Source organism: Micromonospora sp. bgisy143 (assembly GCF_057708145.1).
In genome coordinates this window covers 18,427-45,418 of record NZ_JBYIRN010000039.1, presented here as the reverse complement: position 1 = coordinate 45,418, position 26,992 = coordinate 18,427, and the positions used below count along the sequence as shown (strand labels likewise).

General features: G+C 72.6%; 26 protein-coding genes. 7 read left to right on the top strand and 19 right to left on the bottom strand.

What is annotated here, in order from left to right; all coding sequences use genetic code 11:
* Positions 1–48: 48 nt before the first annotated feature.
* Entirely contained in the window at positions 49–1,353 is a 1,305-nt protein-coding gene (locus AC3EN4_RS29675) for an SGNH/GDSL hydrolase family protein (RefSeq protein WP_435209630.1), read from the bottom strand.
* A 285-nt stretch (positions 1,354–1,638) separates the two neighbouring features.
* On the opposite strand from AC3EN4_RS29675, the gene AC3EN4_RS29670 reads away from it, so the two are divergent.
* The 3 genes from AC3EN4_RS29670 to AC3EN4_RS29660 all read left to right on the top strand — a co-directional run bounded on the left by AC3EN4_RS29670 (position 1,639) and on the right by AC3EN4_RS29660 (position 5,572).
* Positions 1,639–3,198, top strand: a complete 1,560-nt coding sequence (locus tag AC3EN4_RS29670) for an AMP-binding protein (RefSeq protein ID WP_435209628.1) — start codon at positions 1,639–1,641, stop codon at positions 3,196–3,198.
* Positions 3,195–4,415, top strand: a complete 1,221-nt coding sequence (locus tag AC3EN4_RS29665) for an MFS transporter (RefSeq protein WP_435209626.1) — start codon at positions 3,195–3,197, stop codon at positions 4,413–4,415. Before AC3EN4_RS29670 ends, AC3EN4_RS29665 begins: the two co-directional genes overlap by 4 nt.
* A gap of 251 nt (positions 4,416–4,666) precedes the next feature.
* A complete protein-coding gene (locus AC3EN4_RS29660) occupies positions 4,667–5,572 on the top strand; it encodes an aminoglycoside phosphotransferase family protein (RefSeq protein WP_435209625.1) in 906 nt (301 codons plus the stop codon).
* A gap of 4 nt (positions 5,573–5,576) precedes the next feature.
* Here AC3EN4_RS29660 and AC3EN4_RS29655 read toward each other — a convergent pair whose 3' ends face one another.
* Positions 5,577–6,143, bottom strand: a complete 567-nt coding sequence (locus tag AC3EN4_RS29655) for a hypothetical protein (RefSeq protein ID WP_435209624.1) — start codon at positions 6,141–6,143, stop codon at positions 5,577–5,579.
* A 224-nt stretch (positions 6,144–6,367) separates the two neighbouring features.
* On the opposite strand from AC3EN4_RS29655, the gene AC3EN4_RS29650 reads away from it, so the two are divergent.
* Entirely contained in the window at positions 6,368–7,309 is a 942-nt protein-coding gene (locus AC3EN4_RS29650; RefSeq protein ID WP_435209622.1) for an exo-alpha-sialidase, read from the top strand.
* Between the two features lie 9 nt (positions 7,310–7,318).
* Positions 7,319–8,008, top strand: coding sequence for an SGNH/GDSL hydrolase family protein (locus tag AC3EN4_RS29645; RefSeq protein ID WP_435209620.1), 690 nt, complete (start codon positions 7,319–7,321; stop codon positions 8,006–8,008).
* Positions 8,009–8,081: 73 nt separating this feature from the next.
* Here AC3EN4_RS29645 and AC3EN4_RS29640 read toward each other — a convergent pair whose 3' ends face one another.
* From AC3EN4_RS29640 to AC3EN4_RS29580, 13 genes are all read right to left on the bottom strand, one after another.
* Positions 8,082–9,440: a hypothetical protein gene (locus AC3EN4_RS29640; RefSeq protein ID WP_435209618.1), complete on the bottom strand. Its 1,359-nt coding sequence runs from the start codon at positions 9,438–9,440 to the stop codon at positions 8,082–8,084.
* Entirely contained in the window at positions 9,437–10,405 is a 969-nt protein-coding gene (locus tag AC3EN4_RS29635) for an alpha-ketoacid dehydrogenase subunit beta (protein ID WP_435209617.1), read from the bottom strand. The genes AC3EN4_RS29640 and AC3EN4_RS29635 overlap by 4 nt, the downstream gene beginning before the upstream one ends.
* A 28-nt stretch (positions 10,406–10,433) precedes the next feature.
* The gene (locus tag AC3EN4_RS29630; RefSeq protein ID WP_435209615.1) at positions 10,434–11,405 is read right to left on the bottom strand and encodes a thiamine pyrophosphate-dependent dehydrogenase E1 component subunit alpha; all 972 of its coding nucleotides are present in this window, start codon (positions 11,403–11,405) and stop codon (positions 10,434–10,436) included.
* Positions 11,402–12,193: a DUF3050 domain-containing protein gene (locus tag AC3EN4_RS29625; RefSeq protein WP_435209613.1), complete on the bottom strand. Its 792-nt coding sequence runs from the start codon at positions 12,191–12,193 to the stop codon at positions 11,402–11,404. The genes AC3EN4_RS29630 and AC3EN4_RS29625 overlap by 4 nt, the downstream gene beginning before the upstream one ends.
* Positions 12,194–12,195: 2 nt before the next feature.
* Entirely contained in the window at positions 12,196–13,104 is a 909-nt protein-coding gene (locus tag AC3EN4_RS29620; RefSeq protein ID WP_435209612.1) for a phytanoyl-CoA dioxygenase family protein, read from the bottom strand.
* A complete protein-coding gene (gene hppD / locus AC3EN4_RS29615; protein WP_435209611.1) occupies positions 13,101–14,180 on the bottom strand; it encodes a 4-hydroxyphenylpyruvate dioxygenase in 1,080 nt (359 codons plus the stop codon). The genes AC3EN4_RS29620 and hppD overlap by 4 nt, the downstream gene beginning before the upstream one ends.
* Positions 14,181–14,253: 73 nt before the next feature.
* Positions 14,254–15,492 (bottom strand): beta-ketoacyl-[acyl-carrier-protein] synthase family protein, encoded by a 1,239-nt coding sequence (locus AC3EN4_RS29610; RefSeq protein ID WP_435209610.1) that lies wholly within the window; start codon positions 15,490–15,492, stop codon positions 14,254–14,256.
* 22 nt (positions 15,493–15,514) lie between these two features.
* Complete coding sequence (locus tag AC3EN4_RS29605) at positions 15,515–17,131, bottom strand: class I adenylate-forming enzyme family protein (RefSeq protein ID WP_435209609.1); 1,617 nt, start codon at positions 17,129–17,131, stop codon at positions 15,515–15,517.
* The gene (locus tag AC3EN4_RS29600) at positions 17,128–17,622 is read right to left on the bottom strand and encodes a beta-ketoacyl synthase chain length factor (RefSeq protein ID WP_435209607.1); all 495 of its coding nucleotides are present in this window, start codon (positions 17,620–17,622) and stop codon (positions 17,128–17,130) included. The genes AC3EN4_RS29605 and AC3EN4_RS29600 overlap by 4 nt, the downstream gene beginning before the upstream one ends.
* A gap of 158 nt (positions 17,623–17,780) precedes the next feature.
* Positions 17,781–18,878: a beta-ketoacyl synthase N-terminal-like domain-containing protein gene (locus AC3EN4_RS29595; RefSeq protein ID WP_435209605.1), complete on the bottom strand. Its 1,098-nt coding sequence runs from the start codon at positions 18,876–18,878 to the stop codon at positions 17,781–17,783.
* Positions 18,871–19,116: an acyl carrier protein gene (locus tag AC3EN4_RS29590; RefSeq protein WP_435209604.1), complete on the bottom strand. Its 246-nt coding sequence runs from the start codon at positions 19,114–19,116 to the stop codon at positions 18,871–18,873. Before AC3EN4_RS29590 ends, AC3EN4_RS29595 begins: the two co-directional genes overlap by 8 nt.
* Positions 19,116–19,382, bottom strand: a complete 267-nt coding sequence (locus tag AC3EN4_RS29585) for an acyl carrier protein (protein WP_435209602.1) — start codon at positions 19,380–19,382, stop codon at positions 19,116–19,118. The genes AC3EN4_RS29590 and AC3EN4_RS29585 overlap by 1 nt, the downstream gene beginning before the upstream one ends.
* A gap of 170 nt (positions 19,383–19,552) precedes the next feature.
* Positions 19,553–20,947 carry a class I adenylate-forming enzyme family protein gene (locus AC3EN4_RS29580; RefSeq protein WP_435209600.1) on the bottom strand — a complete coding sequence of 465 codons (1,395 nt, stop codon included), beginning with the start codon at positions 20,945–20,947 and terminating at the stop codon, positions 19,553–19,555.
* A 489-nt stretch (positions 20,948–21,436) separates the two neighbouring features.
* Here AC3EN4_RS29580 and AC3EN4_RS29575 point away from each other — a divergent pair, with 489 nt between their 5' ends.
* Both AC3EN4_RS29575 and sigJ read left to right on the top strand, forming a co-directional pair.
* Positions 21,437–22,171, top strand: a complete 735-nt coding sequence (locus AC3EN4_RS29575) for an SDR family oxidoreductase (protein WP_435209598.1) — start codon at positions 21,437–21,439, stop codon at positions 22,169–22,171.
* A gap of 12 nt (positions 22,172–22,183) precedes the next feature.
* A complete protein-coding gene (gene sigJ / locus AC3EN4_RS29570; RefSeq protein ID WP_435209596.1) occupies positions 22,184–23,152 on the top strand; it encodes an RNA polymerase sigma factor SigJ in 969 nt (322 codons plus the stop codon).
* 32 nt (positions 23,153–23,184) lie between these two features.
* Here the strand turns inward: sigJ and AC3EN4_RS29565 are convergent, their stop codons facing one another.
* From AC3EN4_RS29565 to AC3EN4_RS29550, 4 genes are all read right to left on the bottom strand, one after another.
* Positions 23,185–24,012: a M55 family metallopeptidase gene (locus AC3EN4_RS29565; RefSeq protein ID WP_435209594.1), complete on the bottom strand. Its 828-nt coding sequence runs from the start codon at positions 24,010–24,012 to the stop codon at positions 23,185–23,187.
* 111 nt (positions 24,013–24,123) lie between these two features.
* The gene (locus AC3EN4_RS29560) at positions 24,124–24,465 is read right to left on the bottom strand and encodes an antibiotic biosynthesis monooxygenase family protein (protein ID WP_435209592.1); all 342 of its coding nucleotides are present in this window, start codon (positions 24,463–24,465) and stop codon (positions 24,124–24,126) included.
* A complete protein-coding gene (locus AC3EN4_RS29555) occupies positions 24,462–25,712 on the bottom strand; it encodes a beta-ketoacyl synthase N-terminal-like domain-containing protein (protein WP_435209590.1) in 1,251 nt (416 codons plus the stop codon). Before AC3EN4_RS29555 ends, AC3EN4_RS29560 begins: the two co-directional genes overlap by 4 nt.
* Entirely contained in the window at positions 25,709–26,977 is a 1,269-nt protein-coding gene (locus tag AC3EN4_RS29550) for a beta-ketoacyl-[acyl-carrier-protein] synthase family protein (protein WP_435209588.1), read from the bottom strand. Before AC3EN4_RS29550 ends, AC3EN4_RS29555 begins: the two co-directional genes overlap by 4 nt.
* Positions 26,978–26,992: the final 15 nt, after the last annotated feature.

Sequence of the window (26,992 nt, the reverse complement as noted above, 5' to 3'; positions counted from 1 at the left end):
TGTGGGGGTGGGGGGGGGGGGGGACCCCCCCCCCCGCCCCCGGTGGTGTCACAGGCCGAGCAGCCGTAACGGCACGGCGTCGGCCATCGCCTTGTTGCCGGCGTCGTTCGGGTGGATGTGGTCCCCCGAGTCGTACGCGGGCAGCAACTGGCTGGGCCTGGCCGGGTCCCGCAGCACCCGGTCGAAGTCGAGCAGCCCGTCGAACTCCCGGCTGCCGCGCAGGTACGCGTTCACGGCCTGCCGGGTGGCCTCCTTCTCCGGCGTCCACACCCCGGGCGCGCCGTGCCCCTCGTACGGCGTGAGGGTGGCCACCAGGCTGGTCAGCCCGCGCTGCTGGAGCTGCTGGTTGATCTGCCGCAGGGTGGCGATGATGGCCTCGGACGAGTCGTTGGACATCCAGATGTCGTTGATGCCCAGGTGGGTGACGACGGTGCGCGCCCCGGTCTGGGCGAAGACGTCCTCGTTGAGGCGGGCCGCCGCGTTCGGGCCGAGTTGGAAGTAGCCGGGGTAGTCCCCGGCGCCCGGCTCGGTGCCCTCGTGGTTGAGGCGGTTGCCGGCCAGGCTCAGGTTGAGCACGCCCGGGGTGCGCTTGTCGGGCCGGTCGGCGAGCAGCCGGTCGGCGAGCAGGTCGGGCCAGCGCCGGTTGGCGTTGACGGTGCTGCCGTTGCCGTCGCCGATGGAGTCGCCGAGCACCACCAGCGCGCCGGGGGTGCCCTTGCGCTGCACGTCGACGCCGGACAGGAAGAACCAGCAGCAGTTCGGTCGGATGGTGAAACCGGCGCCGTCCGCCGCCCCGGTGAGGTCGCCCGCGCCGATGAAGTTCGTCTGCTGGGACTGCCCGTGGAAGGTGGTCGGCCCGGTCGGCGTCGGGAAGTGCAGGGTGATCACCAGGTCGCTGTCGTCCGCGACGGCGAAGGTCAGCGGATCGCTGAGCAACTCGGCGCCCCGGTTCATGGTCGCCGAGGCCGCGCCGGTGAAGGTCAGCGGGCGCAGCGAGGCCGGGTCGATGTCGGAGACGTCGTCGGCGGTCGCCGTGTTCGGCCGGGCCACGGTGGCCCGGCCCACCCGGACCGCCTGCTCGCCGTAGAGGTTGCTCAGCCGTACCCGCAGCGCCGGGCCACCCACCGAGACGTGCACGACCATCCGGACACTCTGGTCGTTCAGGCCGGTGTTGGTCAGGCCGACCGAGTTGCCCCGGGTGACCGCCGCGGCCCAACTCCCCGCCCACTCGCCCCGGTCCGGGCGGCCGGCGACGGTGGCCGATCCGCCGGCGGTGGCGACGACGGCGGGTGTTGCGGTGACCAGTAACGCCGCGAGGGCGGTGACGACATGCCATCTCTTCGGGGTCGACATTGAACCTCCATCGTGTGGCAGCCCAGGGCCGTCCGCTGACGGCTCCCGCTGGACGATGGTCCAGAAACCTAGCCGTCGCCGATGACGGGCGTCAATCGACTGATCGACACGATCAAATGTCCGCCGGGCCTGCGGTTTCGCCCTTCGGCCCGGTCCCGCCGCGCCCACGCCGGCCTAGGCTCGCAGGCGGCGGCGGTGCGGTCGCCGACCGCGCGCCCACCGCCCGCGACGTCGCCGGGAAACCGACCCGGAGACCGCCGCTTTCCTGCGATGGGGGTTTGCCGGATGACTGACGGACCCGGGCACGCGACCTATGTGGACAGGGCACTGGACCTGTTCGCCGAGTTCGGCGATCGGGAGGCGCTGGTCGGCGGTGGTCACCGCCTGACCTACACCGAGGCCGCCGCGCGGGTCCGCGCGATGGCCGCGACGCTGGCCGGGCACGGCGTACGCCCCGGCGCGGCGGTGCTGGTGACCATGGCCAACGCCGTGGAGGGTCCGCTGCTCCAGCTCGCGCTGCACCTGCTCGGCTGCCGGACGATGTGGGTCGCCCCGGTGACCGCCCGCCGGGAGGTCGACGAGTTCGTCCGGCTGGCCCGCCCCGACGCCCTGGTCTACGACGCCCGCGACCCGGCCAGCCTGGGCCCGGAACTGGCCGCCGCGCTGCCCGGCGTACCGGTGTGCTGCCTGGGCCCGGGCGGTGCGGGCCCGGACCTCACGGCGGAGCCGGCGGTTGCGGTGCCGCTGCCGGCGACGGTCCCCGCGCCGGAGTCGTTCCTGCAGACCAGCGGCACCACCGGAGCGCCGAAGCTGGTGCACCACACCGAGAGCTTCTACGCCCAGATCCTCACCCTCGCGGCCGACTTCCGCGCCGCCGGTTTCCCGCTGCTGCGGCACCTGTCGCACTCGCCGATGTGGTTGGCCAGCGGCCAGATCACCACCCTGTTCAACATGTTCACCGGCGGTGTGCTGTTCCTGCGGGACGACTGGGACCCGAGGGCGTTCGTGGCGACCGTTCAGCGCGAGCGGATCAACTCCACCTTCGTGACCCCGCCGATGCTCTACGAGTTGCTGGACCATCCGGCGCTGGTGGGCGCGGACTTCTCGGCGATGTTCATGTTCAACGTGGGCGCCGGGCCCGCCGCGCCCGCCCGGCTGCGCCAGGCCATCGCGCGGTTCGGCCCGGTGCTGCGCATCGTGTACGGCCTCAGCGAGGCGGTCGTGATCACCGCGCTGCCCGGGCTGACCGACGATCCGGAGCACCCGGAGCGGCTGCGCTCCTGCGGGCGTCCCTACGGCGACGTGCGGATCGAGATCCGGGACGACGACGGCGTGGTGCTGCCGCCAGGTCACGACGGCGAGGTGTGGGTGCGCAGCCGACTCAGCTTCGCCGGCTACCACGGGCAGCCCGAGCTGACCGCGCAGACGCTCGTCGACGGCTGGGTCCGTACCCGGGACATCGGCCACCTCGACGAGGACGGCTACCTCTACCTGGTCGACCGGGCGCACGACATGATCGTCACGCACCGGCGGAACTGGGCGATCTTCTGCCGGCCCATCGAGGACGCGCTGGCCGGGCACCCCCAGGTGCGGGCCGCCGCCGTGATCGGCGTACCGGACGACGAGGTCGGCGAGGTGCCGTACGCGTACGTGGTGCCCGCGCCGGGCGCGACGGTCACCGCGGTGGACCTGATCGACCTGGTGACCGCCGAGCTGAACGAGATGTGGGCGCCGGCCGGGGTGGAGTTCGTCGACCGGTTGCCGGTGAACCGGTCGGTCAAGGTGGACAAGCGGGCGCTGCGCGCCGAGTACGCCGCGCGGCGGGCGGCGGCGGTCGGGGCGTGACCCCCCGTCGGCAGTTGGTCGTCCTGGTCGGCGCGGACCTGATCTCCAACCTGGGCACCCGCATCTCCGTGGTGACCATCCCCTGGCTGGTGCTGGTCACCACCGGCAGCCCCACCAAGATGGGTCTGGTCGCGTTCGCCGAGACGCTCCCGTACCTGCTGTCCAGCGCCCTCGGCACACCCTGGGCGGACCGGATCGGCCTGCGCCGGACGTCGATCCTCTGCGACGCGGGCAGCGCGCTGGCGATGGTCGTCGTGGCGCTCACGCCGTGGCTGGGCTTCGTACCGCTGGTGGCGTTGGTCGCGGTGGCCGGGGCGCTGCGCGGCATCGGGGACCGGGTCAAGCACGTCATGTTCCGGCCGGTCGCCGAGGCCGCCGGGGTACCGCTGATCCGCCTCACCTCGGCGTACGACGGGTTGAGCCGGGTGGTGACGCTCTTCGGCGCCGCCGTGGGCGGTCTGCTGATCGCCGCGTTCGGGGTGACCCAGGCGATCCTCATCGACGCGGCCAGCTTCGCGATCTGCGCGCTGCTCATCGGCCTCCTGGTCCGCCCGCCGGCCGCCCCGACGACGCCCGCCGCGCCGGTGGGCTACCTCCGCGCGCTGCGGGACGGCTTCGGCTACCTCGGTCGGGACCGGCCGCTGCTGGGCATGCTGGTGGTCGTCTCGGCGCTGAACATGGTGGCCAACGCGAGCGTGGCCGTCTACATCCCGTTCTGGGTCGCCCGGGAACTGCACGGCCCGAGCGGGCTCGGTCTCGTGTTGGCGGCGTTCTCGGCGGGCGCGCTGCTGGGCAACGTGGCGTTCACCGCGCTCGGGCCCCGGTTGCCCGGCCGGTTGACGTTCCTGATCGGGGCTACCGTCGCCGGCACACCCCGGCTGGTGGCGCTGGCGGTCAGCGACGAACTGCCGGTCGTCCTCGCGGTGACCTTCGTGTCCGGGATCGGTATCGCGGCGGTGAATCCGCTGCTCGGGGTGGCGCTCTACGAGCGGGTGCCACCGGATCTGCAGACCCGGGTCCTCGGCATCGCCGGTTCGCTGGCGTTCGTCGGCCTGCCGGTCGGCGCGCTGCTCGGCGGTTGGTCGGTGGACGCGTTCGGCCTCACCCCGGCGCTGCTGCTGATGGCGGCGGCCTGCCTGCTCGTCACCGCAGTTCCGCTGGTGGCCAGGGGGTCCAACCCGAAGACGCCGACGCGGCCGACACCTGCCGCCGCCTGATGTCCTGCTGCCCAGCGGACGGCTCGCAACCAGCTGCTACGCCCCCTTTGCTCTGCTTCAACCCACGCAACACTTTCGGGGCTTCGGTGTTGCCTCGGTTGAAGCAGAGCAAAGGCGGCAGTTGAGGTAGGGCCAGGCCGCCCGGCACCTCCCGGCACCTCCCCGACACCTGTCCCGAGCGTTGGCCGACCGGTCCCCATCGGACGCAAATCGGTTGCGGGTCGGCCCTCGGAGCCCGCAGGCTCGGGCGGATGAGCGCACAACCCGCACCCGATATGCCGCACACCGACGAGCCGGCCGCCCCACCGATCGACGCCGCGTTGGCGCGCCGCCTGGTCGCCGAGCAGTTCCCGCGCTGGGCCGACCTGCCGGTCCGTCCCGTCGACGTGGGTGGCTGGGACAACCGCACCTTCCACCTGGGCGACGAGATGACCGTGCGGCTGCCCAGCGGCGAAGGGTACATGCTCCAGGTCGCCAAGGAGCAGCGGTGGCTGCCCGTGCTCGGCGAGCGGCTGTCGTGGGAGATCCCCGTGCCGCTGGCCCAGGGCCGACCGGGAGCGGGCTACCCGTACCCCTGGTCGGTCTACCGCTGGATCGACGGACACACCGCGCGCGCGGAGCGGATCGACGACCTGACCCGGTTCGCGACGGACCTCGCGGCCTTCCTGCGGGCCCTGCGCGCCGTCGACCCCACCGACGGCCCGGCGGCCGGCCCGCACAGCTTCTGGCGGGGAGGGCCACTGTCCACCTACGACGCCGAGACCCGGGAGGCGATCGGGACACACCGCGACCGGCTCGACGTCGACGCCGTCACCGCCGTCTGGCAGGACGCGCTCGATGCCACCTGGGCCGGGCCGCCGGTGTGGTTCCACGGCGACATCGCGTACGCCAATCTGCTGGTGCGCGACGGCCGGCTCGCCGCCGTCATCGACTTCGGCTGCTGCGGCGTCGGCGATCCCGCCTGCGACACGGTGATCGCCTGGACCCTGCTGCACGGCGTCAGCCGGGCCGCGTTCCGCGACGCGCTCGACGTCGACGCGGGCACCTGGGCGCGCGGGCGCGGTTGGGCACTGTGGAAGGCCCTGATCACCCTCGACGGTCCCGACCCCGCCGGTTCCCAGCGGGTGATCGACGAACTGCTGCACGAACGCCGCTGAGCCGTCAGCGGCCGGCCGCCGCCGGGGTGGCGTGTTCGGTGCGGCAGCGCGGGCAGCGAAGCCGTGAGCCGGCGGCGCGGGGCACCCGCAGCCGTTGGCCGCACGCGCAGACGAACACCGGCTGGGCCGCGCGCAGGTACTCCTCGCGCGTCCGCCGGGGCCAGCTTCCGTGGCAGCGGTGGCAACGCTTGGGCGGGTAGCTGTGGTAGTGGGCCAGCCCGAACGCGCCCAGCAGCATCACGGTCGCCCAGACCGGCAGACCCAGCAGCGCGACGAGAGCGGACATTCCCTCGCCGGTCACCAGCGCGCCGACCACCCCGAACAGCAGCACCGGCAGGCTGAGCAGCAGGGCCGCGAAACCCCAGGTGAACGTCAGCAGCGACGGGATGAAGAGCGGCCACACTCCGCCGGGCGCCCAGCGGGCCACTCCGTACCCGCCGCAGCGCGGGCAGTTCGGCGAGGCGGCGTGCGGCACCGACCCCAGCGCCTTCGGCGCCAGCCACTCGACGATCTTCTTGAGGATCTCCTCGACCAGTTTGCTGGCCAGTTGCTGCAGGAACGACGCGAACACGCTGCCACCTCCCGACCGACGCCGTCCGACCACCGTCATCGTGACCGGCCGCCGCCATCGATCCCCGGCCCCGCGCGCCGACGCCGCCCACAGCGACGTCTATCCGACACGCCACCGTTTGTCCGCCGTTCGCCGCACGGCCGTCCGGGCGTCGACGGCGGCGGCTACCGTCGGCCGTCGTCCCGGGGGCGTCCCGCCCACCAGCGCCAGGAGGCCCGCCGCGCATGACGTCGTCACCCACCCGTCGCACCACCGCCGAGGTCGTCGCCGTACACCGGATCGGCGACAGCGCGCCGCACAGCGCGTTCACCGACCTCGTCCGGCACGCCCGGACGTGGTTCTGCGCTTTTCGTGAGGCCCGGAACCACCTCTCCGACGACGGGGTGATCCGGGTGTTGACCTCGACGGACGGACGGGCGTGGAGTGCCGCGGCGGTCCTGGCGGCGACCGGCGTCGACCTGCGCGACCCGCGTTTCGTGGCCCGGCCTGACGGGCGGCTGCAACTGCTCGCCGCGGCCCGGACCGGGACGTTCACGACGGTGTCCTGGCTCTCCGACGACGGCCACGCCTGGAGCGGGCCGACGCCGGTGGGCGAGCCGGACGTATGGGTGTGGCAGGCCGCCTGGCACGGCGACGCCATGTACGGCGTCGCCTACGCCACCCGGGATCCCCGGTTCGCCCGGCTCTACCGCAGCGTCGACGGGCTCGACCTGCGGCCGTGGGTGCCGACGCTGTTCGAGGGCGGCTACCCCAACGAGTCCGGGCTGGCCTTCGCCCCGGACGGCACCGCGCACTGCCTGCTGCGCCGCGACGGTGACAGCGCCACCGCGCAGCTCGGGCGCGCGGGCCCACCGTACCGTGAGTGGACCTGGACCGACCTGGGCGTACGGGTGGGCGGCCCGGCGCTGCGGCGGCTGCCCGACGGGCGACTGATCGCCGGGGTACGCCTGCTCGACGGCGACATCCGGACCGCGATCTGCGCGGTCGACCCCGAGCGCGGCACGCTTACCGAACTGGTGACGCTGCCGTCCGGCGGCGACACCAGCTACCCCGGTCTGGTGTGGCACGACGACCGGCTGTGGGTCAGCTACTACTCCTCACACGAGGAACGGACCTGCGTGTACCTGGCCGAGGTGAGCCTGGCCGAGGAGACGGCGGTCGGCTAGCGTGCCGGCATGCCATCGACGCTGAGCGAATCGACGGACCCGTACTGTCTGCGTCCCGGCGAGGCCACCGAGCTGCTGCGCGCGCACCCGTGGCGACGGTTCGTGGCGCTCGGCGACAGTGTGGTGGAGGGCATGTGCGAGCCGACGCCGGGCTACCCGGACGTGCAGTGGGTCGACCGGCTCGCCGCCGAACTGCGGGCGGTACGCCCCGAGCTGGCGTACCTGAATCTGGGCCGACGCGGACTGCGCGCGCACCAGGTGCGGGCCGGCCAACTCGCCCCGGCGCTCGCCGCCGCACCGGACCTCGCGCTGGTGGTCTGCGGCGGCAACGACGCCTTTCATCCGGCGTACGACGCGGACGCGGTCGACGTCGAGCTGACCGCGATGATCGGCGCGCTCCGCGAGGCGGGCGCGGACGTGATCACCGTGGGCATGTTCGACGTGTCGCACAGCCCGGCCGTGCCCGAACACGTCCGGGCCGGCCTCGGTGAGCGGATGCGCCGCCTCTCCGCCCACACCGCACGGCTGGCCGAACGCCTGGGAACGGTCCACGTGCACCTCACCGACCACCCGCTGACGGCCGACCCGACCCTCTACAGCACCGACGGCCGGCACGGCAGCGGCCGCAGCGACGCGATAGCGACGGCCGAAACCCTCCGCGCCCTGTCCCGCCACCGCAGAGACCCCACCGCGCGCTGATCATGAAGTTATCGTCACCGTCATCGGCGTGTCGGGACAATAACTTCATGATCGACGGGCAGAACCGGGTGGGTCAGTCGTGGAGGAGGATTCCGGTCAGGAGGACTCCGTGGGCGAGGTTGAGGATGCCGTCGCCGCCGGGGTAGCCGACCCGCGCCAGGCCGCCGGACGCTGTTCGACCGAACAGGTACGGGGCCAGCGAGTACGGGACGTCGGCGGTGACCGTCTCGCCGGTCTCGATCTGGACGAAGTCCATCGGCACCCGGTCCGCCGGCAGGTACTGCTGCAGGATCGCCCCGCCCCGGTCGACGGCCGCGCGCAGACCCTCGACCCAGTCCGACGGGCTCAGCTCGGGCCCGATCAGCACGCCGTGCCCGGCCGAGCCGTCGGCCGGCTTCGCCACCAGCGAGGACTGCTCGGCGATCGCCCGGTCGAGCACCGCGACGGTCAACGGCACCGTGTACGGCACATGCCGGCGGATCAGCGTCGCGTCGTCGGCCGGCAGCGTGTCGACGTCCTCCCACAGCCAGGCGAAGGTGGTCTTGTTGCCGAGCAGCCAGGCCGCCGTCGACACGTACATCGGCAGCGTGCCGGCCGCGAGGGCGCCGGCCACGGCGTCCAGGCCGGCGGTGGGCGTGACCCGGTTCGGCACGAAGAGCCGGAACAGCGCGTCGACCGGCGCGCCGTCCACGACGAGGCGGTTGGCGGCGTCCAGGGTGGCCGTGGACAGCGGCGCGATGACCAGGTCGATGCCGAAGTCCCGGGCCCGGACGGCGAGCGGGCTGAGGATCCGGATGAACGTCTCCGGGTCGTCCAGGCCCGGGTAGTCGGCGTCGAAGTCCATCAACAGGGCCAGCCGGGTGCCCTCGGGCAGGCCGAGTTCGTCGCGGATCGCCACGAACCGCTGGTCCAGCAGGGACGGCGCGGCCCGCAGGGGCAGGTCGTCGAGGAGCCCGTGCTCGGTGTAGAGCTGCGCGAACCGCTGGATGACGGTGTCCGCGTCGAACCCTCCCCCGAGGCTGCTGTCGATGTTGTACTCGACGAACTTCGGCACGCCGTCGGTGAAGATCACGTCCGGCCGGTACGCGGCCAACAGCGCCTCGCTCAGCGGCTCCGACTCGTCCAACAGGCGGGTCTCCCCCGCCGGGACACCGAGCAACCGACGTAGCTCGCCGGCGGTGTGCACCCGGCGGCGGCAGGCGTCGAGGATGAGTTGGGCCAGCCGGTCGCAGACGTCGTTCAGCTCCCGCCAGGTGTCCGCGGCCAGCACCGGAGGCCGGGCCAGCCGCCACTGCTTGTTGTACGTGGCGCGGCCGTGGAAGACGCGCTCCCAGGCGGCGGCGCCGGTGGCCACCATGGCCCGGCGGGCCGGGTCGGGCAGGTCGGTCCATGCCCCGTCGGCCGACGGCCAGGGATAGTTCGGGTCGATCATGAGCCGTCCTTCATCGTCAGGTGGATGGCGGTGGTGAGCTGCTCCCGGCCGGGCTGCACGGCCCGGTCCAGGGCGGGGGCGAACGGCAGCACCGCGCCGTCGGGTCGGGTCACCCGGCGCGGCGGAGCGAGCAGCCGGACCCGCTCCACGACCGAGGCGATGATCTCGGCGGCGATGCCGCAGGAGCGGTTGGCGTCGTCGAGGACGACGAGACGGCCGGTACGGGCCACCGACTCGCAGACGCCGTCGATGTCGAACGGGTACAGGGTGCGCGGGTCGAAGACCTCGACCGACACGTCGCCGGCCAACTCCTCGGCGACGGCGAGCGCGTCGTGCACGAGGTGCCCGACCGCGACCACGGTGACGTCGTCGCCGTGCCGGTGCACACGGCCCCGACCCAGCGGCACCGGTTCCAGCGCGGCGACGTCGTCTCGAACGTCCATCGCGCCGGCCGGCGCGAACACGACCACCGGATCGTCGTGCCGGATCGCGGTGACCAGCAGCCCGTACGCGTCGGCCGGGGTGGCCGGTACGGCGGTGACCACCCCGACGTGCGCGAAGAGGCTGTACGGGTGGTCCGAGTGCTGCCCGGCCCATCCGGTGCGTGACCCGGAGCCGGGCACCAGGTAGGTGACCGGCACGGCGCACTGCCCGCCGGTCATCAACGGGAACTTGTGCGCGTGGTTGACGATCTGCTCGAAGACGAGGAACAGCAGCGACGGGATCTGGAACTCGATCACCGGTCGGAGTCCGGCCAGCGCCGCGCCGGTGGCGAAGCTGGTGAACGCCTGCTCGGACAGCGGAGTGTCGCGGACCCGGTCGGTGCCGAACCGCTTGGCGAGCCCGGTGGTCACCAGCGACGCGCCGACCTGGACGTCCTCGCCGAGCAGGAACACCGACTCGTCGCGGGCCAGCTCGTCGGCGAGGGCCCGGGTCAACGCCCGCCGGTACGACAGTCGGGGCACCTCAACCACCTCCGGTGGGAAGGGTCATTCAGCCACCTCCGGTGCGGGCGGTCAGGCCGCTGGCGTACAGGTGGGCGAGCGAGTCGGCCGGGTCGGGGTGCGCGCTGGCCAGGGCGAAGCCGACCGCCGCGTCGAGGGTCGCCTCGACCTCGGCGTCCACGGCTGCCCGGTCGGCGTCGGCGAGCCGGGAACCCTGGATGGCCACCGGGTCCCGGGACCGACCCCGGGACACCTCATCGGGCGTCCGGTAGTCGAGGCGTACCCCGTGTTCGAAGGTGTGGTGGGCGTCGAAGCGGTAGGTACGGGCCTCGATCAGCTCGGGGCCGCCGCCGGCGCGCATCCGCGCGACGGCGGCGCAGGCGGCGGCGCGTACCGTCTCCGGGTCCTGGCCGTCGACGTCGACGGCCGGGATGCCGAAGGCGGCGGCGCGGCCGGCGATGCTGCCGGCGACCGCGCCGGCGACCGGCATGGTGGTGGCGTAGCCGTTGTTCTCGCAGACGAACAGCACCGGCACCCGCCAGAGCGCGGCCAGGTTGAACGCCTCCAGCAGCATCCCCTCGTTGACCGCGCCGTCGCCGAAGAAGCTCACCCCGACGGTGTCCCGACCCTGCCGGCGGCGGGCCCAGACCGCGCCGGTGATGATCGCCCCGGACGCGCCGACGATGGCGTTCGCGCCGAGCACGCCGATGCTCAGGTCGGCGGCGTGCATCGAGCCGCCCCGACCGGCGTTGAGCCCGGTGACCCGGCCGCACAGCTCGGCGAGCATCCGCGCCGGGTCCGCGCCGCGGGCCAGCACGTGCCCGTGCCCGCGGTGCGTGCCGGCGAGCACGTCGTCGACGCCCAGCGCGGCGCAGACGCCGGCGGCGATCCCCTCCTGACCGAGGTACGGGTGGATGCCGCCGACGATCTGCCCGCCGTGGACCAGCTCCACCGCCCGCTCCTCGAACCGGCGGATCAGCCGGACCGTGCGGTAGAGCCGGACCGGGTCGGCGTCGCTCACGTGGGGCCCTTGACGGCGGCGAGGATGTCGTCCCACAGCCGGGCGCGAGCGGCGAGGGCGGTGTTGACCGTGTCGGCGCACTCCTGCCACTTGGCGTCGTCGTCGCCGCACAGGTCGGCGAGCATCTGCATGGCCATCGGCGTGTGCTGCTCGCCGTCGACCTCGATGTGCCGTTCCAGGTAGTCGACGAACGTGTGCAGCCGGTTGCTGCGCTCGTTGACGGCGACGACCTGGGTGAACATGTCGGGGATCAGGTCCTCGCGGCCGAACGCGAAGGCCGCCGCCTGGCAGTGCACCGGGGTCGACTCGATGATGTGCCAGGTGGTCGCGGCGAATTGGGCGGACGCGGCCGGCACCCCGGCCTCGGTGAGCGCGTCGGTCACCGGCCGGCCGGCGCGCAGCAGGTCGACGAGGGCGTTCACGGCGGTGGTGTCCGCGCCGGCCTCGGCCATCCCCCGCACGTACAGCTCGAAGTGGCTGATGTAGCCCTCGCCCAGCTCGTCGCTCTCCTCGACCATCACGATGTCGTTGATGAGCCGGCGGCTGCCGGTCGGGCCGGTCGGGATCCACGGCACGGTGACGCAGGTCAGCTGCCGCTGCAACGACTTCAGCAGTGACATGAAGTCCCAGACCGCGAAGACGTGGTGCTCCATGAAGGTGACAAGCGCCTCGTGGGTGTCCAGGTTGGCGTAGAGCGGGTGCTTGACCACGGCGTCGCGCCGCTCGGTCACCGCCGCCTCCAGCCGCTCGATGCCCGGGTGCGTCTTACCCCAGTCGTACCGTGACATTGTCAACCTCCCTGCTGGGCGCGGTCGCGCCAGATGACCGGGCAGTAGTCGGGATCCGCGTAGTCCGGTCGCCCCTCGTGAGTGCGACGGACCAGCACGTCGTGGTTGTACGCGGCGAGGGTGCCGTCCGAGAGCGGATACTCCCGCCAGGCGTTGTCGCCGTCCTGCAGGTGCAGCGAGACCGCCTGTCGGGGGCGACCGCTGACGTTGGGGCCGCTGCCGTGGTAGGTGCGGCAGTGGTGGAAGCTCACGTGTCCCCGGGGGATCACCATCGGGATCTTGCGGATCTCCGCGCCGTTGTACGCGGCGTTCTCGGCCAGCATCTCCTCGAGCTGGCCGCGGTCCCGGTCGGCGAAGTGCCGCACCACGGTGTCGTCCGCGCCGATCTCCTTCCACAGGTGCGAGCCGTCGACCATCGTGATGGTGCCCATCTCCTCCCCGCAGTCGTGGAAGGGGATGAACGCGGTGAGCATCTTCTCCGACGACGAGGACGCCCAGTAGTGCTTGTCGAAGTGCCAGGGCACGATGTTGCTCGGCTCGCCGGAGATCGGTGGCTTGAGGATCAGGGTGGACTGGAAGACGCGGATCTCGTCGGCCTGCGCCAGTCGGGCGGCCACCGCGCCGAGCAGCGGCTTGCGCAGGATCGCGCCGAGGCCGTCGTGTTCGTGGTGGACGTAGTCGTTGTGCCGCTGCACCGGCCCGTTCGACGGCTCCCAGTAGGCGAGCTTCGGCGGGCGTACCGGCAGGCGGCGGTCCCGCTCGCCGTCGTAGTAGCGCTGCGCGGCGGCGACCAGCGCGTCCACCTCGTCGTCGGTGAACAGCTTCTTCGACAGGTACCAGCCGTGCTCGGCGTAGTGCCGCACGTCCTCGTCGGAGGGCAGCAACGCTTGCTCGGCAGCGGTCAGGCTCACGCCCCCACCCCCTGCAACGTGGCGAGTTCGCGCTCCTTGGCCTCGTAGAGCGCCTTGATGTTGCCGCTGCCGAAGCCGCTCGCGCCCCGCCGCTCGATCAGCTCCAGGAAGAGCGTGCGACGTACGTGCATCGACTCGGCGAAGATCTGCAACAACTGTCCACCGTGGTCGGAGTCGACGAGCACCCCCAGCTCGCGCAGCCGGTCCAGCGGCGCGTCCACCCGCCCCACCCGCGCCTCGAGGGTGTCGTAGTAGGCGCCGGGGGTGCCGGCGAAGCGGACCCCGCGTCGGCCGAGGTCCTCCACGGCCGCCACGATGTCGTCGGTGCGCAGCCCCAGGTGCTGCACTCCGCCACCGGAGTGCTGGTCGAGGAACGCGTCGATCTGCCCGGGCCGGCGGGTCCGGTCCGGCTCCAGCAGCACCACCGTGACGCCGCCGGACGGGCTCTGCACCACCTTCGAGTTCATCCCCTGCCCGGCGACCTCGACGTGCTCCTCGAAGATCTGCGCGAAGCCGAACAGCTCCTCGAAGTGCCGGACGGTTCCGTCGAGGTCCCCGGGCGGTACGCAGACCGCCAGGTGGTCGACCTCGGCGAGGACCGGCTCGGCGTCGTGCACCCCGGGCGGGGTTGGCGTGATCAGCCCGGGCAGGAAGTCGCCCCGGTCGCCCCGGCGCTGCACCAGGCGGTGCCGCACGTCGGCGAAGCCCTCCACCTCGGCGGTGACCACCTCGGCGTCCGCGCCGGTCACCGTGGTCGGTGGCGTCACGCCCGTCGCACCCCGGGCCAGCAGCTCGGCGTACGCGGCCGCGACGTCGTCGACCTCGACGGCGATCACCGCGATGCCGTCGCCGTGCCGGTGCACGTACCGGGCCGCCGGATGGTCGACGTCCAGTCCGGAGGTGAGCAGCAGCCGGATGTCGCCGTGACGGAGCAGCAGCGAGCGCTGCCCGGCCAGCCCCGTCTCCGGGCCCCCCTGCCCGCAGAGCTGGAACCCGACGGCGGTGCTGAACCAGAACGCCGCCTGCCGAGCGTCACCTACGTAGAGTTCGATGTGGTCGATACCACGGATGTCCATGTTCTCGAGTGCCCTTCCCCATCGCTTCGTCCGTGTTGCCGTCCGGACGCCCCCCGTCCGGGATGCGCGTCGCTCACCTCCTCGGCTCGGCGACCCGCGCGAGCACCAGGCTCACGTTCTGGCCGCCGAACCCGAACGAGTTGGTCAGCGCGTACTCCGCGTCGGTCCGGCGCGGCGCCCCCCGGATGTGGTCCCCCGGGCACGCCGGGTCCAGGTCGTCGAGGTGGTACGTCGGCGGCAGCAGCCCCCGGCCGAGCGCCAGCGCCGTCGCCGCCGTCTCCAGCACCCCGGACGCGCCGAGCAGGTGCCCGGTGAGCGCCTTGGTGGAGCTGACCGGCACGGCACCGTCTCCGAAGACGTCCGCGAGGGCCGTGGTCTCCGCGATGTCGCCGAGTTTCGTGCCGGTGCCGTGGGCGTTGACGTAGCCGACCGCCGCCGCGGGCACTCCCGAACTGCGCAGCGCACCCCGGATGCAGGCCGCCGCGCCCGCGCCGTCCGGACGCGGGGCGGTCGGGTGGTACGCGTCGGTGGTCGCGCCGTAGCCGGCCACCTCGGCGTACCCCCGGGCCCCGCGCGCGGCGGCGTGCTCGGCGCGTTCGAGGACCAGCAGCGCCGCCCCCTCGGCCAGCACGAACCCGGTGCGGGCGGTGTCGAACGGCCGGCTCGCCCGGGTCGGGTCGGTCCCGGCGCGGGCCAGCGCCCGGGCGTTGCCGAACGTGTCGGTGAAGGTCGGGAAGAGCGGCGCCTCGCTGGCCCCGCAGACCACCACGTCGGCCTCCCCGCAGCGGATCAGCCGGACCGCGTCGGCCACCGCCTGGGCCCCGGAGGCGCAGGCCGTGCCGACCGACGAGCTGTAGCCCCGGATGCCGTACGCGATGGCGATCCGTGCCGCCGGCATGTTCGGCAGGATGCCGGTGAGCAGGTACGGGCTGACCGCCGAGCGCCCCCGCGCGGACCGGGCCAGCACCTGCGACTCCAGGGTGGCCATCCCGCCGACCCCGCCCACGATCACCCCGATCCGGGCGGGGTCGACATCGCGCCCCACCTCGATGCCGGCGTCGGCGAGCGCGTCGGCGGCGGTGAGCAGCGCGAGCACCACGGTCCGGTCCAGCACCCGGCTCTCCGGTCCGGGCAGGACGCTGCGCGGGTCGATGTCGGGCAGCAGGCCGGCGACGTCCAGCGAGCCCGCCGCCGGATGCCCCTCGGGTGGGCGGGTCAGCCCGGACCGTCCGGTCGTCAACGCGTCGAACGTCTCCTCGACGCCCCGCCCGACCGGACTGAACAGACCCATGCCGGTGATCAGCGCCGTCACGACGGCGCTCCGACCCGCCCGGTCACGACGCGGCCTCGGTGAGGTAGCGCTCCCGCAGGGCCACCTTGCGGACCTTGCCGGTCACGGTCACCGGGATGTCGTCGGAGCGTACCGGCACGACCCGGCGCAGCGTGCCGCCGACGTCCGCGCCGAGCGCGGCGCGGACCCGTTCGGTACGGTCCTCGGCCTCGTCGGCACCGGCGGCCAACTCCAGCAGCACGTCGGTCACCACCCGCCCGTCCTCGGCGACGATGACGACGGTGCAGTCGGTGACGTCCGGGCAGGTGGCGAGGATCCGTTCCTCGGACAGGGCGGTGAAGAACCGGCGCCCGTCCCCGGCGTCGACCGAGTCGACCGCGCGGTCCAGGTGGTAGTACCGGCCCTCGGCGTCGGCACGGACCAGGTCGCCGGTCAGGTACCAGCCGCGCTGGCGGAACCGGTAGGTGGTGGCCGAGTCGTTCCAGTAGCCCCGGAACAGCGACGGCGAGTCGATGCCCAGGAAACCCACCTCGCCGACCGGCACCGGCTCGCCGTCGGCGTCCAGCACGGCGACCTTGGTGAACTGGTACGGCCGACCGATGCAGCGGCCGTACCGGTCGGTGTCGGCGCGGTGGGTGATGTGGAACATCGAGTGCCCCATCTCGCTGGAGCCCAGCCCGTCGATGAAGAGCGAACCGGGCACCCGCGCCACCCCGTCCCTGGTGACCGTGTCGTGCCAGCCGACCGCGACGAGGCGGCGGATGTGCGGCTCGTGCGAGCAGTCGCCGGTGTTGAACCAGAGCCGCACCGAGTCCAGGTCGTACCCGGACAGGTCGAACCGGGCCAGCTCGGCCCAGGTGACCGAGAAACCGAACACGCCGTCGGGACGCCAGCGTTGGATCGCGTCGAGGACCCGCTCACCACCCTGCTCGGACAGGAGGAACATCTGCGCGCGGTTGCCCAACGCCTGGTTGACCATCAGCACGGTCGCGGTGTGCGGCGCGGGCAGCGCGTTGAGGATCCGGCTGGTGCCCTGCGCCTGCGGCATGCTCAGCAGGTGCCGGGTGGCGGCGAAGAGGCTGGCGTGGGAGTGCAGCACCGCCTTGGGCACCCCGGTCGTCCCGGAGGTGTGGGTGATCACGATCGGATCGTCGGGGTGGTGCCGGTAGTGCGCCGGGGCCGCCGCCGGGTCGCCGGTGCCGGCCCGGGCGGGCGTGCCGAGCACCGGTACGCCCAGCTCGTGTCCGGCCAGCAGGGCGGTGTGCGCGTCGTCGGCGAGCACACCGACGCCGCGCAGCCGACGGATGTACTCGGCGGCGATCTCCGGACGGAGCTTGCCGTTCATCAGCGCCGGGATCGCGCCGAGCCGGGCCAGCGCCAGGAAGCTCAGCACCATGTCGGCGGCGGCGGTGGCCCAGACGGCCACCGGATCACGGGGGCGTACCCCCTGCTCGTGCAGCCACGCGGCGCGGGCGGCGACCCGCTCGTCGAGCTGGCCCAGCGTCAGTGGCACCTCGGCCGGATGCCCGTCGACGGCGGTGTCGAAGGTCAGCGCCGGCCCGTCCGGGTCGGCGCCGTGCGCCAGCACGCGGGCCAGCATGTTGCCCGCGCCCAGCTCGGTGTCGGCGGCCAACCGGCCACGCAGTCCCGGTTTCCTCATGGTCGTGCTCCTCCCCCCAGCAGCACCGCGACCGCCTCGGTGGACAGGTCGGGCGTCTGTTCGATCAGGATCAGCAACACCTCGTCGGCGTCACCGTCGTCGTGCAGCAGGGCCGCCTGCGCGGCGCCCTCGGCGTACGGGTCTCCGGTCGGGCTGAGGCAGACCACCGGGCCGCGCAGCCCCCAGCGGGCCGCGAGGTGCCCGGCCACACTGTTGGGTACGGACTGGTAGAAGAACAGCGGCCCGACCCGGCCGCCGGCCTCGACCGTGGCGCGGACGTGTGCGGCGCTGGCCCGGTCACCACTGGCGCTGACCAGCACGATCGCCGTACGCACCTCCTCCGGTGCCGGCGAGGTCCCGTACCGCCGCCGCAGGCACCGCTCGGCGACCGCCACCACCGTCGGCGCGAACGCCGAGTGCACGAATCCCGGCACCCCCGGCACCACCCCGTCCCCCGGCTCCGGCCACCCCGCCCGCGCAATCTCCCGCACCCCACCCCCACCCGCGCCCGCGCCCCCGTCCCCGCCCCCGTCTCCGCCCCGCGATCTTGCACTTTGTGCGGTCGGACTGCGTTCTTCGCCCCTTATGTCGCCACAGGAAGTGCAAGATCGCGAGGGGACGGGCAGGGGTGAGGGGGTGCTGGGGGTGCTCATGGCACGCCGACCAGGAGGGCGGTGTTGGCCCCGCCGAAGGCGGCGTTGAGGGTGAGGGCGTGGGTCGGCGTCGTGCGGCGCGGAGCGCCGGTGATGACGTTGAGGGGGCACGCCTCGTCGGGGGCCTGCCAGCCGGCGTTGACCGGCAACTCGCCGGCCCGCAGCGCCATCGCCGTGACCACCAGTTCGAGCAGCCCGGACGCCTCCAACGCGTGCCCGTGCAACCCCTTCGTGGAGCTGACCGGCACCTCGGCGGCGTACCCGTCGAAGGCCCGCCGCAGCGCCGCGGCCTCGGCGGCGTCGCTCTGCGCGGTGCCGGTGGCGTTGGCGTTGACGTACCCGACCGCCTGCGGTGGCAGCCCGGCCCGGCGCAGCGCGGCGCCGGCCGCGCGGGCCAGCCCGGCACCGGTCGGGTCCGGCTGGCACGGGTGGTACGCGTCCCCGGCGCGGCCCCAACCCGCGACGGTCACCACCGGCTCCACGCCACGCCGCCCCGCGGCCCGGGACTCGACCACCACGGCGGCCACGCCGTCACCGAGCAGCAGCCCCCGGCGGCCGGCGCTGAACGGGCGGACCGCGCCGTCGTCGGCGAGGGCGCGGCCCGCGTCGAAGAGAGCGAACTGGTCCGGCTCGACGAGGTAGCCGGCGGCCACCACCACCCGGGTCAACTCCCCCCGGCTGATCAGGGTGGCGGCGTCGGCCACCGCCGTACTCGCCGACACGCACGCGCTGGTGTAGACCCGGGTGTGACCGGAGAGTCCACATCGGGCGGCGAGCCGGCCGGCCAGCGCGGACGGGACCGGCTCGACGCCGGGCGCCGGGCCGCCGTGTACGGCGAGCAGCAGCGCGGACTCCGCGCGCCGGGCGCGGTCCAGGCCGGCCGACCGGCAGGCCGCGTCGATCGCGTCGACCAGTTCGTCGGCGAGGGTGCCGACCTCGGGCAGGGTGGCCGCCACGGTGACCCGGCGGGCGGCCGTGTCGAAGCGGTGGACCGGACCGAAGACCGGCGCGGCGGCGAGCTGCGCCTCCGCGCCCCGACCCAGGGCGCTGACCGCGTGTACACCGGTGAGCTGGACGACGGGCGGCTCAGCCATCTGCGGGAGCGGTCAACGACGCCCGCAGGACCGTCAGGGCGTCGTCGACGGTACGGATGCCGGCCAGGTCGTCGTCGGTGAGGTCGAGTTGACGCTGGTAGCGCTGCTCGACAAGGTGCACGAGCCAGGCCAGTTCCATCGAGCCGACCCGGTCCGGGACCTCGTCGGCGGGTTTCGCGGTGAGTTCGGCGAGCATGGTCAGCAGGTCAGCTCGCCCCAGGTCGGGCTGACCGGTCATCAGGCGTCGTCGCGCTTCGCCTCGGCGACGCGGTCGGCGACCATCGTGGTGAACTCGCCGACCGTCATCAGCGCCAGCTTCTCCGACTCGTCGTCGGCGAACTTCAGACCGAAGTGGTCCTCGACCCGGACGGCCAGGTCGGACAGGGCCAGCGATTCCAGGTCGACGCCGGACGGGCCGAGCGTGGTGTCGTCGTCGAGCCCCTCGACGTCGTAGTTCATGTCGACGAGCTGCTCGACGACGAAGGCGCGGACCTCGGCTCTCATGGATACCCTCTCTGCGAATGCCAGGTGACGGTGTCCGATCGGGACACCGCGTAGGTCTGGGTCGGTCGGGACACCGGCGGTCGGCCGGATCCCGCCGTAGGGTTGCCACGCGCGGCTGGCGGCGCGGGTGTCTGCGCGGGTGGCGGCGTCGAGCTGGCGCAGCGGGCCGGTCACGACGTCACCGCCGAGCGCAGCGCGTCCGTCGAGCGGACCAGCTTGCCGGTGGTGGTGCGGGGCAACGCGTCGAGCAGGTGCAGCACCCGGGGTCGTTTGTAGCCGGCCAACCGTTCGGCGAGGAGTTTGTCCAGCATCTCCTCGGACAGCGGGCCGTCGGGCTGGACGTAGGCGGTGATGCCGTCGTCCCAGACCACCACGGCGGCGGCCACGCCGGGCAGCTCCGCGACGGTGGCCTCGACCTCGGCGAGGTCGACCTTCAGGCCACCCACGGAGACCTGCGAGTCGAGGCGACCGCGCACGGTGACCAGGCCGGTGTCGGCGTCGACGGTGCCGGCGTCGCGGGTGTGCAGCCAGCCGTCGGACCAGCGGGTGGGGTCACTCAACCCGACGTACGGCGACGCCGGGCAGGACACCCACAGCTCACCGCCGGACTCGCGGACCTCGATGCCGGGCGCGGGGGCGATCGACGGGCGGTGCGCGCCGTACAGGTCGGTGCCGATGACCCCGACCTCGGTCATCCCGTACATGTTGCCCAGCGGCACCCCGTACCGGTCGGTGAACGCCCGGGCCACCGCGGCCGGGACCAGCTCGCCGCCGGTGGTCATCCGCCGGAACTGCGGCAGTGGGCCGGTCGGCCGGCTGGAGGCGAGCAGACCGATGTGGAACGGCACGCCCAGCACGGTGGCCGGGGTTTCCTCGGCCGCGATCGCGGCCAGGACGGCGTCGCCGCTGAGGCGCTGCGGCGGCACCAGTTCCACGCCGGCGTGCAGCCCGTAGAGCAGGCCGCCGACCAGACCCAGCACGTGCACCATGGAGGGCAGCAGGATGATCCGCTCGCCGGGCAGCGCCACCCCGTCGATCCGGGTGTAACGGCGCACCTCGGCGACCAGGTCGGCGGCGGTCCGGCCGATCACCTTGGACGGACCGGTCGAGCCGGAGCTGAGCTGAATCACGGCGTGGCCGCTGACCGCCGGACGGTCGGCGTAGCCGGTGACGCTCTCGGTGACGTCGACGAACACCTTCAGCGCGCCGCCGCCGGTGCGCAGCGGCGCGACGACCACCTGCGGGGTGAGTCGGGTCAGCGCCCGGTCCACCTCGTGGTCGGTCAGCCGGTGGTCGAGCAGGATGGCCTGCGCGCCCGCCCGCCAGGTGGCGAGCAGGTTGACGACGTACGCCAGCGACGGCGGCAACCGCAGCGCGGCGGCGCCACCGGGACGCAGTCCGGCAGCGGTCAGCCGGTCCTGCGCGGCGGTCACCAACCGGTGCAGGGTGGCCCGGTCGATCGGCTCCGGCAGGCGGAGACAAACATCGGTCGGACGGCCGGCGAACAGGACTTCGTCCACCCAGCCCGGGTCATCTACCGTAAGGTTTTCGGCGAAATGATTCATTGCCCCCACCATTCGACGCGCAGCGCAAAGTAGGGCATAGGAGCCAATTTCCGGCATCTTTCGAGGTGCTGCCGGAACCCTACGACAGCCGCGCTGGGCATCGCTAGATGCAAATGGCTAGATCAAATTGAGCGCCCGGACCGATTGCCACATACCGCTCCAACTCATGATCGACTCGGCTTCCCGCAAGCCGGGGCATCCCACTCGGTCGGATACCGCCGTTTCCGGGATCCCGAGTCGATCACGGACGGGTCAGGCCGGCGAGGTCGGCCCGCCGGGCCACGCCGGCGGCGGAGCCGCACCGTCCAACGCGGGCGCGATCGCCCTTCCCACGGCCCGCATTCACCGGTGAGGCCCACCCCGGCTTGCCCGCCGGTCGCCGTGCCTGAGGGGCTCCGGGAGAGAATCCGCCGCAAAGCCTGACATATCCGTGGCCTGCGTCGTCATATTGGTGAGGGCGGCGACCGGTGGCCCGGAACGGAGTGCGAAGTGAAGGTTTTCATCGCTGGTGGGCGCGGCCGTGTCGGCTCCCCCCTTGCCGACAAGCTGGAGGCCAGAGGCGTCGAGGTGGTCTCGGGAGGACTCGATGACGGGATCGACGTGATCTCCGGCGAAGGGCTCGCCGAGGCCCTCGTCGGGGTCGACACCATCGTGAACGTCCTGAACACACCCCGCTTTGACGCGGAGGGGGCAATTTCGTTCTTCGAGGGATCGATCAACAATCTGGATGCGGAGGGCAAGCGGGCAGGTGTGCGTCGTCACGTCCTGCTCTCCATCGTCGGCGTCGGACAAGGAGACGCGTCTGAGATTGGGTACTACCTCGGCAAGGTAGCCCAGGAGAAGGCCGCACGATCCGGCTCGATTCCCGCGACCATCATCCGAGCCACTCAGTTCCAGAGCTACATTCCCGTCCTCATCGACCAGCACACGGTGGACGGCAAGGTCGTCGCTCCCCGGTCGTTCATCCAGCCCGTCGAGCTGGACGAGGTCATCGAGCTGCTCGCCGAGGCTGCCACGACAATGGAGCCGGGAGGCGAGGTCGAGATCGCCGGGCCCGACCGCTTCTACCACGATGACCTCTTCCGTGCCACGCTGGCGGATCGCGGAGACGACCGCGAGGTTGTGACCGTGGACGCGGAAGGGGCACCTGATGCCATGGTTCCCCGTGGCGCTCACCGGGTGGGCACTGTGCGGTACCCCATTTCAGGGATCCCGATCGTCTGAAAAGGGCGCCTGATGTCGGAAGATCTTCCTGTCGAATCCGCAGGGTCCGGAGGAGCCGAGCGCGATGAATCGCGGGCTTTCGATTCCGTCGCCGCCGAACGTCGCCACCTGATGTCGCTGGCGTTTCGCATGATGGGCACCCTGGCCGACGCTGAAGACGTCGTGCAGGAGACGTATGTCAGGTGGTACCGCCTCGATGCCGAGGAACGCGAAGCGATTGCCACACCCGGTGCGTGGTTGATGCGAGTTGCGAGCCGGATCTCACTCGACATGCTGGGCTCCGCGCGGGCACGACGGGAGACGTACGTCGGACAGTGGCTACCGGAGCCGGTTCCATCTGACCTCTTTGCGGATGCGGCGAAGGGGCCAACGAGCTCCCGTCATATCGCCGCCGATCCGCTCGATCACGTTTCCCTCGATGAAACGGTCAGCATGGCTCTGCTCACGGTCCTCGAGTCCATGACCCCAGCGGAGCGAGTGACGTTCGTACTGCATGATGTGTTCGGCGTGCCGTTCGGCGAGATTGCTGGTGTGGTGGGCCGTTCACCGGGTGCCGTACGGCAATTGGCGACGTCCGCACGTCAGCACGTTCGAGGGGGACGGCGAGCGCGGGTTTCTCCGCGACAGCATGATGAGGTCGTTCGGGCATTCCGCGACGCAACGGTTGGAGGGAAGATCGAAGAACTGTTGCGCGTGCTGGCCCCAGATGTCGAGCTGCGCGTGGATGGCGGCGGATTCGTCAATGCCGCACCTCGGGTCATCCGTGGTGGGGACCATGTAGCGCGGTGGCTCATGGGAGTGATGCGCAAGCAACCCGCCCTCCGTTTTGAGCGACGCGACACGGCCGACGGTCTCGGATACATGCTGACGGATGGGGAGCGTCGTTACGGGATGGCCACCTTTGACGTCAGCGCCGGACGTGTCACGAACGTGTGGCTGATGCTCAATCCGCTGAAACTGACGAGTTGGCCACTCGACTGAGTCTCCGTGGTCGATGTCGGGCGCTTCCCGCGTCAGCCCGGTTTGATGCTGGCGAGTTGGACGAGCAGCTGGACGAGCCGGTACGCCTCGGCGGCGTCGGCGGCGCGGAAGGCGACCGTCCGACCGCCGCCGACCCGGGTCACACCCGGCACCAGCACGGCGAGGTCGACCATGTAGGGGCCGTACAGGTCGACCTCGACGTCCAACGGCCCGGTCATCGTCCACGGGGGAATCGAGGCGCGTCGGGTGATGGCGTCGGCGGCAGCGCGACGCAGCCGCTCGCGCGCCTCCCGCGGGTGCAGGGCCACGGCGGCGGCCTGGCCCAGGGTCTGCTTGACGGCGACCGCGACCGCCGAGGGCACCAGCTCACCGAACTCGGCGCAGGCGGCGTCGTCTCCGCTGAGCAGAACCACCGGCGCCTGCACATGTCCCGCCATCGCGGCGTTGAGACCGATCTCGCCCAGCGACCGCCCCGCGACGCGTACGTCGAGGATCGCGTCACTCATCGTGTGGGCCAGTACGGCGGGGCCGGCACCGGCCCGAGCGTGGTAACCGATGAACATGACGGCATCGGTGTGCTCGTCCAGCCCCGCCAGCATGCCCAGCGGGCGGGGTCTGCCGCGCACGAGGTGAGCACGGCGGTCGAGGTCCTCCGGCAGGATGTTGCGGAACGACCCGTGCGCGTCGGCGACCCACACCACGGCGTCAGGTGCGGCATCGAGAACGCCGGCGACAACCGCGTTCGCCTCGGCGGTCATCAGGGTCCGACCGCGCTCGTAGTCGTACCGATCGGGATTCGTCTCGGTGGGATGCACGATCCCGGAGACGCCCTCCATGTCGACGGAGATCAGTACCTTCATGACCCTGGGACCCTACGCGCTCCCGAGGGGTCACGGTGATGATCACTGCAGGTCGCCGATGTGGGGGCATCAACACGTCCGGACACCCCCACGTCGGCGACCTGGAGTGGATCAGAGCCCCGTGGCGGCGGCGAGACGGGCCTCGTCCGGGGTCTGGGCGTGGATGTGGAAGCGCAGCGAACGGGCGTCGGTGAAGCACTCGCGCATCGGCCGCACCAGGTCGCGGTGCTCCTCGGTACGCTCCCACGCCTCGAAGTCGGCCAGGCTCGCCCACTCGCTGGTGATCAGCCACTGCTCCGGGTCGGTGGACGAGCGGCACACCTGGTCGACCAGGTGCCCCGGCACGCCGTCGGCGACCAGGTGCCGGATCTGTTCGTACGCGGCCAGGAACGCCTCCGTACGTGGCGCCGGCACCCGCACCAGGAAGACCACTCGGGCCCGCTGCTCGCTCACGGCGTCTCTCCTTCCGTCGGCGCGGCGCCCCGCAGGACCAGCGCGCTGTTGAACCCGTCGAAGCCCCGCGCGCAGACCAGCGCGAGGCGGCTGCGCGGCCGGCGGTGCTCGCGCAGGAAGTCCAGCTCGCATCCGTCGGCAACCTCGTCGGGGCCGACCGAGGCGGGCAGCGTGTCGTGGGCGAACGCGAGCAGCGCGGTGGCCACGTCCAGCGCCGAGCCGCCCTGGTGGGCCCGGCCGGTCAGCGGCTTCTGGGTGGTGACCGGCGGCGGCCGGTCGGCGAACACGGCACGCAGCGCCGCGGCCTCGCTGCGGTCGTAGCGGGGCACCCCGAGGGCGTCGGGCAGCACCACGTCGACACCGGTCGCCGGTACGCCGGCCCGGTCCAGGGCCAGCCGCATCGCCCGCGCGTACTGGACCGGGTCGCCGGCGCTGTCGGCCGTGGTGTGGGCGGCGTCGTGGGTGGCGCCCCAGCCGCTGACCTCACCGTAGATCCGGGCGCCCCGGGCCAGCGCGTGGCCCAACTCCTCCACCACGAACACCGCGCCGCCCTCGGCCGGCAGGTAGCCGCTGGCCGTCGCATCGAACGGCCGGTACGCCCGCTCCGGATCGGCCACGTCGCTGAGCAGCCCGGAGCGTAGCTGGCAGGCCAGGGCGTACGGACTCAGTGGACACTCGGTCGCCCCGGCGATCACCACCGGCGTGCCCCGCCGTACCGCCCGGGCGGCGTGCGCCAGGCTGTCCAGCCCGCCGGCCGCCTCCGCGACCAGCACGCCACTCGGCCCCTTGAACTGGTGGTGGATGGAGAGCTGCCCGACACTGGCCGCGTAGAACCAGGCGATCGACTGGTACGCGCCGACGGTGCGCGACGGACCGCCCCACAGCCGTTGCAGCTCCCGCTGGCCGAACAGGTTGCCCCCGGACGAGCTGGCCAGGGTCACCGCGTAGCCGTACGGATCGGGTGCCCGTTCGGGCAGCCCGGCGTCGGCCAGCGCCAGGCGGGTGGCGGCGAAGCCGAGGTGCGTCCACCGGTCGGTCTGCACCAGTTGCCGACTCTCGGCGTACGACCCGGCGACGAAGTCGGGCACCTCGCCGCCGAGGCGGGTGGGGTAGCCCGCCGGGTCGAAGAGCGTGATCGGCCCGGTGCGTCGGGTGCCGTTCAGGACGGTACGCCAGTGCGCGTCCACCCCGACGCCGCTGGGCGCGACCACACCGATGCCGGTGACGACCGCCCGGGCGGTGCTCACGCCGCCGCCGGGAGCCGGCGGAACACCATCGCCGACTGGAAGCCGCCGAACCCGCTGCCCACCGAGAGGGCCACGTTCACCGGGACCTCCCGGGCCTCGTTGGGTACGTAGTCCAGGTCGCACTCCGGGTCCCGAGTACTCCAGTTGGCCGTCGGCGGCACCACCCCGAACTCGATCGCGAGGGCGCAGGCGGCCATCTCGATCGACCCGATCGCGCCGAGCGAGTGCCCGACCATCGACTTGATGGAGCTGATCGGCACCCGGTACGCGGCCTGCCCCAGCGCCCGCTTGAACGCGGCCGTCTCGTGCCGGTCGTTCTGCCGGGTGCCCGAGCCGTGCGCGCTGATGTAGGAGACCTGCTCGGGAATGATCCGGCCCTGCCGCAGCGCGTCGCTGACGGCCAGGCCCATCTCCAGCCCGTCGGGACGCAGCCCCGTCATGTGGTAGCCGTTGCTACGGCTGGCGTAGCCGGCGACCTCGCAGTAGACGTGGGCGCCGCGCCGACGGGCGTGCTCGGCCTCCTCGAGCACCAGCACGGCCGCGCCCTCGGCCAGCACGAACCCGTGCCGGTCGGCGTCGAACGGGCGGGAGGCGTGCGCCGGATCGTCGTTGTCGGGACTGGTCGCCTTGATCGCGTCGAACGAGGCGACGGTGACCGGTGAGATCGGCGAGTCGGCCGCGCCGGCCAGCACGATGTCCGCCTCGCCGTCCACGATCATCAGGTGGGCGTAGCCGATGGCGTCGATGCCGGACGTGCAGCCGGTCGAGACGACCTGCGCCGGGCCGTGCAGGCCGTGCCGGCAGGCCACGTCCGCGGCCAGGCTGCTGGGCACCAGCGCCTGGTAGAGGTACGGACCGCCGAGCGTCGCGTCGACCAGCCACCGCCGGCCGTGCTCACTGACCCGCACGTACTCCTCCTCCAGGGCCATCGTGCCGCCCACAGCGGTGCCGAGCACCACCCCGGCGCGGTCCCGCTCGGCGTCGTCGAGCACCAGACCGGCGTCCGCGATGGCCTCGGTGGAGCAGGCCAGCGCGAACTGCACGTACCGGTCGGCGCGCCGCCGCTCGACGTCGGTGAGCCCGGCGGCGACCGGGTCGAAGTCGCACTCGGCGGCGATCTGCGAGCGGAACGGCGACGGGTCGAAGAAGCTGATCCGCCGGGTGGCCGTACGCCCCTCGGTGATGGTCTTCCAGAACCGGTCCCGGCTGGCGCCGCCGGGGGCGACCACGCCCACCCCGGTCACCACCGTGCGCCGCCCGGTCACGACGCCACCTCTGTT